At 66.4% G+C, this 14,008-nt stretch carries 13 protein-coding genes; 5 read left to right on the forward strand and 8 right to left on the reverse strand.

What is annotated here, in order from left to right:
• The first annotated feature begins 121 nt into the window (after positions 1–121).
• Positions 122–1,225 carry a polyamine ABC transporter substrate-binding protein gene (locus FOC67_RS13550; protein WP_003090368.1) on the forward strand — a complete coding sequence of 368 codons (1,104 nt, stop codon included), beginning with the start codon at positions 122–124 and terminating at the stop codon, positions 1,223–1,225.
• 209 nt (positions 1,226–1,434) lie between these two features.
• A complete protein-coding gene (qteE, locus tag FOC67_RS13555; RefSeq protein ID WP_003090369.1) occupies positions 1,435–2,007 on the forward strand; it encodes a quorum threshold expression protein QteE in 573 nt (190 codons plus the stop codon).
• Between the two features lie 66 nt (positions 2,008–2,073).
• On the opposite strand, the gene FOC67_RS13560 is transcribed toward qteE, so the two are convergent.
• From FOC67_RS13560 to FOC67_RS13595, 8 genes are all read right to left on the reverse strand, one after another.
• The gene (locus FOC67_RS13560; protein WP_003090371.1) at positions 2,074–3,033 is read right to left on the reverse strand and encodes an aliphatic sulfonate ABC transporter substrate-binding protein; all 960 of its coding nucleotides are present in this window, start codon (positions 3,031–3,033) and stop codon (positions 2,074–2,076) included.
• A gap of 135 nt (positions 3,034–3,168) precedes the next feature.
• Positions 3,169–4,125 (reverse strand): ABC transporter substrate-binding protein, encoded by a 957-nt coding sequence (locus tag FOC67_RS13565; RefSeq protein WP_003090373.1) that lies wholly within the window; start codon positions 4,123–4,125, stop codon positions 3,169–3,171.
• An 11-nt stretch (positions 4,126–4,136) separates the two neighbouring features.
• The gene (locus FOC67_RS13570; RefSeq protein WP_003113358.1) at positions 4,137–5,123 is read right to left on the reverse strand and encodes an aliphatic sulfonate ABC transporter substrate-binding protein; all 987 of its coding nucleotides are present in this window, start codon (positions 5,121–5,123) and stop codon (positions 4,137–4,139) included.
• 107 nt (positions 5,124–5,230) lie between these two features.
• A complete protein-coding gene (locus FOC67_RS13575; RefSeq protein WP_003130944.1) occupies positions 5,231–6,382 on the reverse strand; it encodes an acyl-CoA dehydrogenase in 1,152 nt (383 codons plus the stop codon).
• A 4-nt stretch (positions 6,383–6,386) separates the two neighbouring features.
• On the reverse strand, positions 6,387–7,469 hold the full coding sequence (locus FOC67_RS13580) for an LLM class flavin-dependent oxidoreductase (RefSeq protein WP_009314104.1): 1,083 nt from the start codon (positions 7,467–7,469) through the stop codon (positions 6,387–6,389).
• 9 nt (positions 7,470–7,478) lie between these two features.
• The gene (locus FOC67_RS13585) at positions 7,479–8,423 is read right to left on the reverse strand and encodes an ABC transporter substrate-binding protein (protein WP_003130939.1); all 945 of its coding nucleotides are present in this window, start codon (positions 8,421–8,423) and stop codon (positions 7,479–7,481) included.
• 9 nt (positions 8,424–8,432) lie between these two features.
• Complete coding sequence (locus FOC67_RS13590) at positions 8,433–9,500, reverse strand: LLM class flavin-dependent oxidoreductase (protein ID WP_083842290.1); 1,068 nt, start codon at positions 9,498–9,500, stop codon at positions 8,433–8,435.
• 339 nt (positions 9,501–9,839) lie between these two features.
• Positions 9,840–10,736, reverse strand: coding sequence for a LysR family transcriptional regulator (locus FOC67_RS13595; RefSeq protein WP_003090383.1), 897 nt, complete (start codon positions 10,734–10,736; stop codon positions 9,840–9,842).
• 112 nt (positions 10,737–10,848) lie between these two features.
• On the opposite strand from FOC67_RS13595, the gene FOC67_RS13600 reads away from it, so the two are divergent.
• The 3 genes from FOC67_RS13600 (at position 10,849) to FOC67_RS13610 (ending at position 13,970) form a co-directional block, all read left to right on the forward strand.
• The gene (locus FOC67_RS13600; protein WP_003097613.1) at positions 10,849–11,454 is read left to right on the forward strand and encodes a 3-mercaptopropionate dioxygenase; all 606 of its coding nucleotides are present in this window, start codon (positions 10,849–10,851) and stop codon (positions 11,452–11,454) included.
• Complete coding sequence (locus FOC67_RS13605; RefSeq protein WP_009314102.1) at positions 11,451–13,034, forward strand: rhodanese-related sulfurtransferase; 1,584 nt, start codon at positions 11,451–11,453, stop codon at positions 13,032–13,034. Before FOC67_RS13600 ends, FOC67_RS13605 begins: the two co-directional genes overlap by 4 nt.
• A gap of 423 nt (positions 13,035–13,457) precedes the next feature.
• Positions 13,458–13,970, forward strand: coding sequence for a hypothetical protein (locus FOC67_RS13610; protein WP_009314101.1), 513 nt, complete (start codon positions 13,458–13,460; stop codon positions 13,968–13,970).
• Positions 13,971–14,008 lie beyond the last annotated feature (38 nt).

Below are 14,008 nucleotides of genomic sequence, written 5' to 3' on the forward strand. Positions count from 1 at the left end.
GTTATGTCATGAAGAGTTCCAATGTGCATAATATCGATGCCTTCGAAGATAGCCACAGGTCAGAACTACCAGTTCTGGTAGGTGCAAAATCCAACTTGTTTCGTTTCGGAAAGGAAATCCAATGAAAAAAGTTTGTGCACTGGCGTTATCGATCCTGACGACGATCGGTGCGACAGCGGCGGACAGTGCATGGGCTGCGCAAACCAGCGTCCATCTTTACAACTGGTATGACTTCATCGCCCCGGAAACGCCCAAGGCTTTCCAGAAGGAAACCGGCACCCGTGTCGTCCTCGACACCTTCGACAGCGCCGAGACCGCGCAGGGCAAACTGATGGTCGGCCGCTCCGGCTACGACGTGGTGGTGATCACCTCCAACATCCTGCCCGGACTGATCAAGGCAGGCGTCCTCCAGGAACTCGACCGCGATCGGCTCCCCCACTGGAAGAACCTCGACGCGGACATCCTCGGGAAGCTTCAGGCCAACGATCCCGGCAATCGCTATGCCGTACCTTATCTCTGGGGAACCACCGGGATCGCCTACGACGTGGACAAGGTCCGTAAGCTGCTCGGCCCCGACGCGCCGGTCGACTCCTGGGACCTGGTCTTCAAGGAGGAGAATATCTCCCGCCTCAGCCAGTGCGGCGTGGCCACGCTGGACTCCTCCACCGAGCTGGTTTCCATCGCCCTCAACTACCTGGGCCTGCCGCACAACAGCCAGAATCCCGAGGATTACCAGAAAGCCCAGGAACTGTTGCTGAAGGTTCGCCCCTACATTCGCTATTTCGACTCCTCCAGAGTCGACACCGACCTCTCCAACGGCAACGTCTGCGTGGTGGTCGGCTGGCAGGGCACGGCCTACATGGCCCAGGTCAACAACGAACAGGCCGGTAACGGTCGCCATATCGCCTACAGCATTCCCCGGGAAGGCTCGCTGGTCTGGGCCGAGAACATGGTGCTGCTCAAGGATGCACCGCATCCGCAGCAGGGTTATGCGCTGATCGACTACCTGCTGCGTCCGGAGGTCATCGCCAGGACCTCCAACTACGTGGGCTATCCGAATGGCAACCAGGCGGCGCTGCCGCTGGTGGAGCGGAAGCTGCGGGAAAACCCGGCGGTTTACCTGAGCAAGGAAACCATGGCGACCCTCTTCCCGCTGGAAACCCTGCCACTGAAGGTCGAGAGAATCCGTACCCGGGTCTGGAGCCGAGTCAAGACCGGGAGCTGAAACCCGTCCGAGACGCCCCTGGAAGCACGGGAGCGCCCGGAGCCAGAAAAATCCAGCGAGGTCCGCCAGGGCCGGCGTTCGCGCCCTTCACCGGGCGAGGCTCTGCCTCGTCCGTCAGGACGCGGCTTGCCGTCTGACCCGCGACCGATCGATAGAGATACCTCTCCCCCTGGGCGGGAAAGCCCCGGGCATGCCTGATGGAGAAAACCATGCTTATCCATTTCTGCCCCAGGCTGCTGACGCCTGCGGGGTTCGACCTGCCGTGCGAGCTGATCGACATCCGCATCAAGGAGTTCGACCTGCACCTGCTTGGCGGGCGCGACGTGGTGGCGCGTCACCCCCTCCCCGACAAGCGCTACCACGTGGCCTGCCGCAAGTCCGGCTGCAAGGCGGTGAATGGCCTGCTGGTGGACGTGGAAAAGCACGTTCCGCTGTTCACCGTGGACACCCGCTGGAGCATCGACGCCGAAGTGGTCCTGCGCCACCGCGTCGAGTACGTGGTGCTCGACGCCGAGCACGATGCGGTGAGCGACTACATGCTGCTGTGGTGCGACGAGGTGCCCAACTACTTCCTCGGCCAGAGCACCCCGGCCATGCAGGTTCCGTTGATGGAGCTGATGCGCGGCAATGCGTTGCAGACCGAGCGGCAGGATGTGTTCCGCCTGCCAACGCTGAGGTCCGAACGCCTGCGCCAGGGCAACGCCGATGCCAACCAGCATCTTCCGAGCCGTGAGCAGGCGTTCCACGTCAAGGCCGAGCAGATCAGCTATGGGCTGGCCTGAAGGACGCGCGCCAGCGGCAAGCTACGCTGGCCGCCGGTGCCGCGCATCACAGGGCAGCCGCGCCGCTCAGTGCCGCGGCTGCCATACCTCCACGGCGCGCGTATCCACCGGTTTGGGTAGCAGTCCCTGGGCGTGGAAGGCGTCGGCGATGCGCTGTTGCTCGTCGAGACCATCTGCGCTCACCGGTTGTACGTCGTAGCTGCGCCGCGCATTCGCCTGCTCGACGGTAGCGGCATCGAGATTGCCCCACAGCGGCCCCAGCACCTTGGCCGCGTCGGCCGGGTGGCTCTTGAGCCAGCGCCCGGTGCGCTGCAGTTCGGCGAAGACCTGCTGGAGCACTTCAGGATGTTTCCTGGCGTAGTCGCTGGAGGCGAGGTAGTAGCGCTGGTAGCTGGCCAGGCCCTGGCCGTCGGCCAGTACCCGCGCGCGTTGCTGGCGCTGGGCGCTTGCCACGTAGGGGTCCCAGGTCACCCAGGCGTCGACCTTGCCGTTCTCGAAGGCGGCGCGGCCGTCGGCTGGCGTCAGGTAGGCTGGCTGGATGTCGGAGAACTCAAGCCCGGCGCTGGCCAGCGCGGCGATGAGCAGGTAGTGGCTGCCGGCGGCCTTGGTCACGGCGATGCGCTTGCCCTTCAGCTCGGCCAGGGACTTCAGCGGCGAATGTTCGCCGACCAGTATCGCCTGCGCCGCGGGCGAAGGTGTTTCGCGGGCGAAGTAGGTCAGGCGAGCACCCGCCGCCTGGGCGAACACCGGCACGGTGTCGGCGACGTCGGCGGAGAGATCGACGTTGCCGACATTGAGCGATTCGAGCAACGGCAGGCCGCTGGGGAACTCATGCCAGGACACCCGGATGCCCTGCCTGGCCAACTCGCGCTCGAAGGTGCCCTGGCTGCGGATCAGGGTCAGCAGAGTCGAGGATTTCTGGAAGCCGATGCGCAGGACCTCCTCGGCATGTGCGCCACCAATGCCCGACAGGACGGCGGAAGCGGCAAACACGATGGCCAAGCGACGCAGGAACGGACGAGACATGCGATGACTCCTGGGATAGGTGCGAGCGCCCGCAGGGACGGGAGTTCCAGCTGCCGGCGACGGAACGGATAGATTATTGGAATAAAAAACAATCGATAAATAACTTATAGTTATCAATTAATGCCCGGGCAGCGCCTACCGGATATCCGCATCCGACGCCTGCCTGACCGCAAAGCCGCTGGCGAAGGTCGGCCGCACATCGAGGCGCTGCGGAATCAATCCATGGGCCTGGTAGAAATCGGCGGTCTCCTGCTGCTGGCCGAGCGTTCGCTCATCCAGCGCCTGCCAACGCAAGCGCCGGCGTTCGAACTGCAAGCGCGCGGCGTCCTCGGGGAAGCCGATGATCTGCGCCAGGCTTCGCGAATACTCGTCCAGGTGCAGGTACGCCCAGCGCTGGGCGCTGGCCAGGCGTTGCAGGTAGTCCTGCAGCACGGCGCGTTTCGCCGGGTCGGCCAGTGCGCTATCGGTAGCAGCGAGGAAGCTGTTGCCAGCCCACAGGCCGCGACCGTCGACCAGTACCCGAGCCTTGTCGGCGGTCTCCGCGAACGCGGTGTAGGGCTCCCAGGTCGCCCAGGCATCCACGGAACCATTGGCGAGGGCCATTTTCGCGTCCACCGGGCCGAGGAAGCGGAATTCGACGTCCTTCTCGCCCAGCCCGACCGAGGCCAAGGCCTTGAGCGCGACGAAGTGGCCGATGGAACCGCGCCCGGTGGCAATGCGCTGGCCTTTCAGGTCGTTGGCCGAGCGCAACGGCGAATCCCCTCTCACCAGCACGGCGGTACCGTAGGGATCGGATTTGTCGACGGCGATGGCCTTCAGCCGGGCACCGGCGGCCAGGGCGAAGAGCAATGGCGCGTCGCCGATGATGCCGGCATCCACCGCACCGGCATTGAGTGCTTCGGCGAGGGGGGCGGCGGCGGGGAATTCGAACCAGCGGATGTCGTAGGTCAGGTTGTCCAGCGCGCCGGCAGCCTCCAACTGGGCGCGCATGTTGCCCTTCTGGTCGGCCAGGCGCAGGGTCACGCGCTCGTCGGCACAGGCCTGGCCGACGAGCAGGCAGAGAAGCAGGAACAGGCTCAGGGTCTGACGCATTCCGTAACTCCTCAACGCTGGCCGACGCGGAGGTCGGCGGGCAACTGGCGGGCCACTTCGGCGGCACCGGCGGACAGGCTGAAGTCGAACGCCGGGGCGACCTCCAGCGACTTCGGCAGCACGCCTTCGGCATGGAAGAAATCGGCGGCGGTCTGCAGGGTGGCGGCAACCTCCGGACCGAAGACCACAGGACTGATGCGCGCCTCGCCAACCCAGCGCCGAGTGACTTCGCGCGGCATGTTCAGATCCTTGGCCAGGGCCTCGGCGAACGCCTCCGGGTGCCTCAGGGCCCAGGCCTGGGCACGCGCCAGGCGGGTCAGCAGGTCGCTGATCGCGGCCTTCTTGCGGGCGATCGCAGCGTCGCTGGCCAGGGCATAGGAGTAGCCGGTCATGATCCCGGCACCGTTGTCGATGACCCGCGCCTGATCGAGCAGCACGGCGCTGGAGGTATAGGGCTCCCAGGGCACCCAGGCGTCTACCGAGCCACGCACCAGGGCGGCGCGGCCGTCCACCGGACCAAGGAAGGAAAAGCTTACGTCCTGCGGTCCGAGGCCGGCGCGACGCAACGCGCCAAGGGCGAGGAAATGCCCCCAGCCGCCGCGATTGACGGCAATGCGCTTGCCCTTGAGGCCGGCCACCGAACGGATCGGCGAGTCCTTGCCGACCACCAGCGCCACGGTCGCCGGGTTGAAGTGCCAGGCGCCCACCGCCTTGAGCGGCGCGCCGGCAGCGTAGACGAAGAGGAACGGGATGTCGCCGGTAAAGCCTATGTCCAGGGCCCCGGCGTTGAGCGCCTCGAGCACCGGTGCACCGGAGGGGAACGCCGACATTTCCAGCTTGTACGGCAGGTCGTCGAGCTCGCCGGACGCGCGCAGGGCGGCGTAGCGGTCGCCCTTCACATCGCCCAGGCGCAGGCTGATGAGGTCGGCGGCGCTGGCGGCTCCAGCCAGCAGGGTCGCGGCCAGCAGGCCGGCAAGCACACACAGGGGTCGTTTCATGGGCAATCTCCAGGCAGCTCCGCACGGAGCCGGGGCTATCCTGGGCTATCCGTTCCGCCGGTGCGGTCGCCGACAAGGCCAGGGTCGAGAATCGTGGGAGGTACGTTTCAAAGACTCAGCGCCGCCCTCCCCGCCGCGCTCCAGACGCTATCTTTCTGTGGCGTGTGGACACGTCCGCAAAGCACGTCGCGGTAGTGCCGCTGTAGCGGATTGTGCCGGCTGAGGCCGTGGTTGCCGCTCAGTTCCAGGGCCTTCTCGACCACCGCCAACGCGTTGTCGATGACCGCGACCTTGAGCAGCCCGGAGTCGCTGGCGGGCAACTGTCCGCAGCACGCGGCATCGAGCAGCAGGCGGTTCTGCAGGAGCAGGCCGTCGATCTCGCCGAGCGCCTCCTGCATCCTCGGCAGGCTCGCCAACGGCGCGCCGAGACTGGCCGGCACGCGCTCGCGCAGCCAGCCGACGAGCCACTCGCGGGCGCTCCCGGCGATACCGTCGTAGAGAGCGCCAAGCAACACCGCGCTAGCCTGGGCGAAGTCGCGCAGCACGGCCTGGTCCGGCGCCGGAGGCTGGTCGTGGGGATGCAGGCCGATGGCGTTTTCCAGAGGCACCGCCACCTCTTCGAAGAGCACCTCGTGGCTGCCGCTGGCGCGCATGCCCAGATGGTCCCAGCTCTCCACGATACGGATGCCTGGGCTGTCGCGGCGCACCAGCCAGGTACCCACGCGTGGGATCGGCTCGTCGCTGCACGCCCATACCGCCAGCCAGGTCAGCCCGGGAATGCCGGTGGTGTAGAGCTTGTGCCCGGACAGCCGCCAGCCGTCGCCGACACGCCGCGCCAGCGTACCCGGCAGACCGCCGCGTGACGGCGAACCCAGCTCGGGCTCCACGCGCAGGCTATTGATCAACGCCCCCTGCTCCAGCACCTCGCGCGCCACGCGCCGCTTGAGCGCGCCGGGCCAATCGGGGTTATCGGCCAGGCGCCGCAAATGCAGGTACTGCATGCACAGCACCAGGGCCGTGGAGGGTTCGCCGCGAGCCACCGCGCCGATTACCCTGCGCAGCTCGCCGAGGCTGGCGCCGGGACCGCCGAGCGCAGGCGGCAAGGCCAGGGCGAGCAGCCCGTGGTGTCGCAGCAGGGCCAGGTTGGCATGGGGAAAATCTCCGCTGCGGTCATGGGCATCGGCGCTTTCCGCCAGTTGCCGGGTCAGTTCCGGCAGCCATTCGTCGAACGCCGCCGAGGGAGTCTGCAGGACGGCCATGGGATCAGGCCGTGGCGCGCCGGCGCTCGCGCTCGGCGACTTTGGCGCGGGTCAGCGGGATCAGCTCGCGGCCATATTCCACGGCATCGGCGAGGGGATCGAAACCGCGAATGAGGATATTGCGCACGCCCAGGTCGTAGTAGGCGAGCAGCGCGTCGGCCACCTGTTCCGCGGTACCGACCAGGGCGGTGGAGTTGTGCCCGCCACCGACCAGCCTGGCGATTCCGGTCCAAAGGCGCTCGTCGAGGCGCTCGCCCTGCTCCACCGCCTTGAGCAGACGCTGGGCGCCGACGCTCTGCGGCTTGCCCTTGGGGAAGCCGGCCTCGCCCAGGCGCGCGCCGGCGCTTGCGCGTATCGCCTCGGCCTTGGCCCAGGCCTCGTCCTCCGTGCGCCCGAGGATGGGCCGGAACGACAGGCTGAATTCCACTTCGCGACCATTCGAGCGCGCCTGTTCGCGCACAGCGGAGATGGTTTCGGCGGCCTGTGCCAGGGGTTCGCCCCAGAGCATGAACACATCGGCCTGCTTGCCGGCGACCTTCAGCGCGGCTTCCGAGGAGCCGCCGAAATACACCGGAATGTGCGGTTTCTGCTGTGGACGGATGGCCGAGAAGGCGTGCTCCACGCGGTAGTACGCGCCGTGGAAATCGAAGGGTTCGGTGCTGGTCCAGGTGCGCTTGAGCAGTTCGATGAATTCGTCGCTGCGGGCATAGCGCTGGTCGTGGTCGAGATAATCGCCGTCCTTGCGCTGGTCGGCGTCGCTTCCGCCGCTGATGATATGCACCGCCAGGCGCCCGTCGAGGAGGTGTTCGAGGGTCGCCAGCTTGCGCGCGGCCAGGGTCGGGGCGACGAAACCGGGGCGGTGCGCCAGCAGCAGACCGATCCGGGAAGTGGCCAGGCCAGCGGCGGCGGCCACCAGGAATCCATCCGGCTGGTCCGACCAGTAGCCGACCAGGATTCGATCGAAGCCGGCCTCTTCGTGGGCGCGTGCGAAAGCGGCGATGTAAGGCTTGTCGAGGATAGGTCCGACCGGCGCGAGGGTCTCCGAGGCCAGGCGATGGCCGATCATGCCGAGAAACTGGATGCTCATGGTCCGTACTCAGTGGAAGGCTTCGTTGAAGGACGTGTCGATCACCGTGGAAGTGTCGAACGGCTTGGGCAAGGCACCGGTCTGCAGCAGGAAATCCGCGGTCTCCTGGTAGTCGGTGGCGGCCTGGGCGTCTACCGGGCCGACGCTCATGCCGGCCTGGCCGATCCAATGGCGGGAGACTGCCCGGTCGAGATTGGCCTTCTGCGCCCAGAGGTCGGCGTACTGCTCCTTGTGTGCCTCGACCCAGGCCCGTGCCTTGCGCAGGCGGCCGAGGAAGTCGGCGATCTGCGCGCGCCTGGGCTCGATGGAAGCAGCGTTGGCGGCGATGCTGGACAGCCCCGGCATCAGGTCGCGGGCGGTGAGAATCGGCCGTGCGCCGGAAACCACGATCTGCTGCGAGATATACGGCTCCCACACCGGAAAGGCATCGATGCTGCCGCGCGGCAAGGCGGCGGCGGCGTCGATCGGCATCAGCTTGACGAACTCCACGTAGTCCTTCGGCAAGCCGGCTTTCTCCAGCGCGCGCAAGGTCAGTTGCTGGCTCCAGGCACCGGGCCAGTAGGCGACTTTCCTGCCCTTGAGATCGGCAATGCTGCGCACCGGAGAATCCTTCGGCACCAGCAGGGCTATGGTATCGAGGTTCTGCCGCGAGACGCCGACCAGCTTCACCGGCGCACCCTTGGCGGCGAGGAAGATGAAGCCCGAGTCGCCGAGGAAACCCAGGTCCAGCGCTCCGGCCTGCAACCCCTCGGCCACCGGCGCGGCGGACTGGAAATGCTTCCATTCGACCTGGTAAGGCGCGCCTTCGAGAACTCCCGAGGCCTCCATTGAAGCCCGCACGTTGTAGTAGTTCTGGTCGCCCACACGCAACGTCGGCAGGTCTGCGGCCTGGGCCAGGGAGGCACCGAGCAGAAGCGTGGCGAAGCTGGTTAGCAGGTATTGCTTGAGTTTCATCGGAGCTCCTCAACCGGCGTGCCGCAACAGCGGCAGGCGGGCGATATGGTCATGTATGGCGGGAATCAGGCCCTGGCCGTAGCGCACGGCGTCGCCGAGCGGATCGAAGCCTCGAATCAGGAAGGTCGAGACGCCCAGCCGGTAGTACTCGCCAAGCGCAGCGGCAACCTGCTCGGGGGTGCCTACCAGGGCGGTGGAGTTCCAGCGCGCCCCGGTCAGCCGGGCCACGCCGGTCCACAAACGGCTGTCGCGCACCTCGCCCTGCTCGGCGGCGGCCAGCAGGCGCTGCGAACCGACGTTCTGCGGCTGGTGGTCGCGCAGCGGCAGACCGAGGCGCGCACGGTTCTCGCGGACCTGTTCGAGCACCTCGGCGGCACGCTTCCAGGCGGCCTCCTCGGTATCCGCGACGATCGGCCGGAATGACACCGAGAAGCGCGGATCGCGTCCCTGGGCCTTGGCGGCGGCGCGCACTCGGCGGATATGCCCGTCGACCGCGGCCAGCGGCTCGCCCCAGAGCATGTAGGTGTCGGCGTGCCTGGCGGCGACCTCGATGGCTGCGTCGGAGGAGCCACTGAAATAGATCGGTATGTGCGGCGACTGGCGCGGGCGCACCGCTGGCGAGGCGCCCTGGAAGCGGTAGAACTCGCCGTCGAAATCCACCGGTCCCGTGGCGGTCCAGATAGCACGCAGGGCTTGCAGGTATTCGTCGGTACGGGCGTAGCGGCGGTCATGGTCGAGGTAGTCGCCATCGCGCGCGAGGTCCTCGTCGTTACCACCACTGACTACGTTCAGGGCCAGGCGGCCCTCGCTGAACTGATCCAGGGTGGCCAGTTGGCGTGCCGCCAGCGGCGCTGCGATCACCCCCGGGCGATAGGCCAGGAGAACGCCAAGGCGCCGGGTGGCAGCGGCGACGAAGGAACTGACCACCGCGCCCTCGGCGGCATTGCTGAAATACCCCACCAGCACCCGGTCGAAGCCGGCGTCCTCATGGGCCTGGGCGAAACGCCGGACGAAACCGGCGTCCACAGCCTCCCCCAACGGCTGGTCCACCTCGGAACTCGGTGTGGCGGTGATCATGCCGAGAATTTCCACGCTCACGCTGTTGCCCTCGCCTGGGCCGCTCGACTGATAAGGTTGGCGGCTGTCGTTATAAGAAAAACATCTGCATGGGTGCTTTTCTTAGAAGCTACAGGCTGAAACTACATGATGGAAATTCATTTTTGTCATATCTTAATATGCTAAACACGCATATTTAGCTTTTCCGTCTTTGCGTTTCCCAAGGCGGACACTATGCGTAGCCGCCCTCGCTCCCTCTTCCCTCTGAAGCGAAAAGGGGCTCGCAGGGGAATGTTGATCCCGACTGCAGCCCCTTCTCATTCACGCTCCCGTCTCCCGGGGATCTCCCGGCGCCGCTACTCAACCGGCTTGCATATCCAACCCCTCGGCCACCGCCCTGCCGAACAGCCGTGCCGGCGTCTCCAGATTGCCCAGCAGGCGCGGACGCACCAGCCAGAGCTGGATCAGCGGCTGGAAATCCTCCAATTGCAGCACCTGCAACTGATCGCGGTAGCGGCTACGCGCCAGGGCCGGCGCCGGCACCAGGCCGAGACCCCGGCCCGCGGCGACCAGGCCCAGTTGCAGCTCGCTGCCGAAAGTCTCGAGGTTCAGTTGCAGGCCCAGGCCCTGATCGGCCAGGGCCCGTTGCAGGCCGGCACGGAAGCCGCAGCCATCGGGGTTGAGCACCCAGCCATGGTGGTAGCAATCGAGCAGGCGTCGCGCCTGGATGGCACTGTCGCGGGCGACCACCACGCAGAGTTCCATGCGCCCTAGGGGCGTGGCGCCGAGTTCTTCGGGGAACACCTTGCTTGGCGGAAACAACACCACTGCCGCGTCCAGTTCGGCATTCTCCAGGCGCGCCAGCAAATGGCTGCCCCAGCCAGTGCCGACCTGCGCGCGCAGCTCCGGGTACTCGTCGGCCAGCCGCCGAAGGGCATCCAGCAACACCACCTCGCCGATACTCTGCGGCACGCCCAGGCGCAGCACGCCACTTGGTGTGGCGTCGCCGGCCACCAGTTCGCGCAGGCCATCCACCTCGCGCAGCACCCGCCGGCACTGTTCGTAGACCCGCAGTCCGCTGGCGGTGGGTTTGAGCGGCTTGGTATTGCGGTCCAGCAATGCCACTCCGAGGGACTCCTCCAGGCTCTGTACCCGCCGGGTGATCGCAGACTGGGTCAGGCCCAGGCTCTCGGCGGCCTGGCTCAGGGAAGCGTTGCGGATCACCGCGACGAAGGCGTCGATGTCATCGATTTTCATGGGGCCGGCACCAATTGCATTTCTCGCATATTAGCTTAGATTCAAAATGCATTTCAGGAATAAAAAAGCGTTTGCTACCGTACCGCCAGAACTTCCCGGAGTGAATCCCCGCATGTCATCCATCCTGCGCCTCGACCGCCTGCGCCAGTTCATCGGCGAGCTGGCGACACTGCTCGACAGCCGTCCCGACGAATCCACCCTGCTCGCCCAAGCCCACCCCCTGCTGGCCGAGCTGGTGCGCCAGGACGACTGGCTGCCGGAAGACTGCGCCCGCCCCGATCCACAGCGCTACCAACAGTACCTGCTGCATGTCGACTCACGGCAGCGCTTCTCGGTGGTCAGCTTCGTCTGGGGGCCGGGCCAGATCACACCGGTACACGATCATCGGGTCTGGGGCCTGATCGGCATGCTCCGCGGGGCCGAATACTCGCAGCCGTACGCCTTCGATGCGGGGGGGCGTCCGCATCCCAGCGGAGCCCGTCGACGCCTGGAGCCCGGCGAGGTCGAAGCGCTGTCGCCACGCATTGGCGACGTGCACCAGGTGAGCAACGCCTTCAGCGACCGCACATCCATCAGTATCCACGTCTACGGCGCCAATATCGGTGCGGTACGGCGTGCCGTGTTCAGCGCCGAAGGTGAGGAAAAACCCTTCATTTCCGGCTATTCCAACAGCCGCTTGCCCAATATCTGGGACCTGTCGAAAGAGAACCCCGCATGAGCCAGATCGCCGTACGCACCTTCCACGATATCCGCGCCGCTCTCCTCGCCCGCCGGGAGCTGGCGCTGCTCGACGTGCGCGAAGAGGACCCGTTCGCCCTGGCCCATCCCCTGTTCGCCGCCAACCTGCCGCTGTCCAGGCTGGAACTGGAGATCCATGCCCGGGTGCCGCGCCGCGACACGCCGATTACCGTCTACGACGACGGCGAAGGCCTGGCGCCGGTCGCCGCGCAACGCCTCCTCGACCTCGGCTACAGCGACGTGGCCTTGCTCGATGGCGGCCTGTCCGGTTGGCGCAACGCCGGCGGCGAGCTGTTCAGGGATGTGAACGTGCCGAGCAAGGCCTTCGGCGAACTGGTGGAGGCCGAGCGCCACACGCCATCGCTGGCCGCGGAGGAAGTACAGGCTTTGCTCGACGCCAGGGCCGACGCGGTGATCCTGGATGCCCGTCGTTTCGACGAATACCAGACCATGAGTATCCCCGGCGGCATCAGCGTGCCCGGCGCCGAACTGGTGCTGCGCGTCGCCGAACTGGCGCCGGACCCGCGCACCCGGGTGATAGTCAACTGTGCCGGGCGCACTCGTAGCATCATCGGTACCCAGTCGCTGCTCAACGCCGGCATCCCCAACCCGGTGGCGGCATTACGCAACGGCACCATCGGCTGGACGCTGGCCGGTCAGCAACTGGAACACGGCCAGACGCGACGCTTCGGTGCGATCTCGCAGGACACTCGCAAGGCCGCCGCCCAGCGCGCCCGTGCCGTCGCCGACCGCGCCGGCGTCGAACGCCTCGACCTGGCCGGTCTGGCCCAATGGCAGGACGAGCACGACCGCACCACCTACCTGCTCGACGTACGCACGCCCGAGGAATACGAAGCCGGTCACCTGCCTGGCTCCCGCTCCACGCCCGGTGGCCAGTTGGTTCAGGAAACCGACCATGTCGCCAGCGTGCACGGCGCGCGCCTGGTACTGGTGGACGACGATGGCGTACGCGCCAACATGAGCGCCTCCTGGCTGGCCCAGATGGGCTGGCAGGTCGCGGTACTGGACGGACTCTCCGACGCCGACTTCAGCGAGAGAGGCGCCTGGAGCGCGCCGCTGCCGAGGCAACCCCGGGCCGACACCATCGACCCGACCACCCTCGCCGACTGGCTGGGCGAACCGGGCACCCGGGTGCTCGACTTCACCGCCAGCGCCAACTATGCGAAACGCCACATCCCCGGCGCCGCCTGGGTATTGCGCAGCCAGTTGAAGCAGGCACTGGAACGGCTGGGCACGGCCGAGCGCTACGTACTCACCTGCGGCAGCAGCCTGCTGGCGCGCTTCGCCGTGGCGGAAGTCCAGGCACTCAGCGGCAAGCCGGTGTTCCTTCTCGACGGCGGCACCAACGCCTGGGTCGCCGCGGGCCTGCCGACGGAAGACGGCGAAAGCCTGTTGGCGTCGCCGCGCATCGACCGCTACCGCCGCCCCTACGAAGGTACCGACAATCTGCGCGAAGCGATGCAGGGCTACCTGGACTGGGAGTTCGGCCTGGTGGAGCAACTCGGTCGCGACGGAACCCACGGCTTCTTCGTGATCTGAAGCCATTACCCGACGAAATCGGAGAGTCATCGAATCGACGCCGGGCAGGCTGCGGAAACGATCCGGAAGTGCGGAAGAGCAGCGCACCGAAAATGCAAAAGCCCCGCTCGGCGGGGCTTTTCAGTACGCGGATATGGCGGAGGCGGTGAGATTCGAACTCACGGAAGAGTCTCCCCTTCGACGGTTTTCAAGTCTATCGCTGAATTCAAGGTTTATGCGGGTTGCGGCTGGATTTCGTTTCCGCAATTCAGACATTTTTCCTTCGATGGATGCCGCTTGCTGCCTGGGTCGATTCTTAAATTGCGGAAATGATTTCGCCCTCCTCCAGACATGCCCGAGCGCCATTCTCCACTCGTCGGCCACCCTCGAATACTGGATATTCATACAGCATAATTTCCGGCCCAACCGCCCGCCGGAGATTCCATGTCCTACTCCGACCCTCGTATCTGCCACCACCAGCGCGTCACCCAATGGCTCGCCGCGATACGGCAGCATGCCGCTTGGCTGTACGCCGCAGATGAGCAGTACCTGTACCTGGTCGCCGAGGCCAACGAGCTCTACCAGTGCGGCATCGTGGGGTTGCAGGACCGGCACGATATGGTCACCGACGCCCTCGGCATGTACTCATGGGCGATCGAGCACGGCATAACGCGCGAGACGCACTACTGCGCCGACTGTTGCTACAACGTGCTAGACGCCGGCGTCGTCGTCGGGAGCGTGGACGACGAGGGCATCTACCACGGGCCCGCACCCGCACGACAGCGGCTGGGCTACCTCGGCCGGGATCCCCTGGACGGGATAACATACTTGCGCCAGGGCCAGGCGCTTGAGCGCGCGGGCGTGGTGCGTGGCCTGCTGATCGAACTCGACGCCGGCGTCACGCTGCAACTCGTCGAGCAGGTCCCCGATGACTTCCGGCCATGGCGCTGGGCCTGAACTACCCTTACCGGGAACCCACCCATGCCGGAGCAGAG

The organism is Pseudomonas sp. FDAARGOS_761, assembly GCF_013343155.1.
Classification (GTDB): Bacteria; Pseudomonadota; Gammaproteobacteria; order Pseudomonadales; family Pseudomonadaceae; genus Pseudomonas; species Pseudomonas aeruginosa.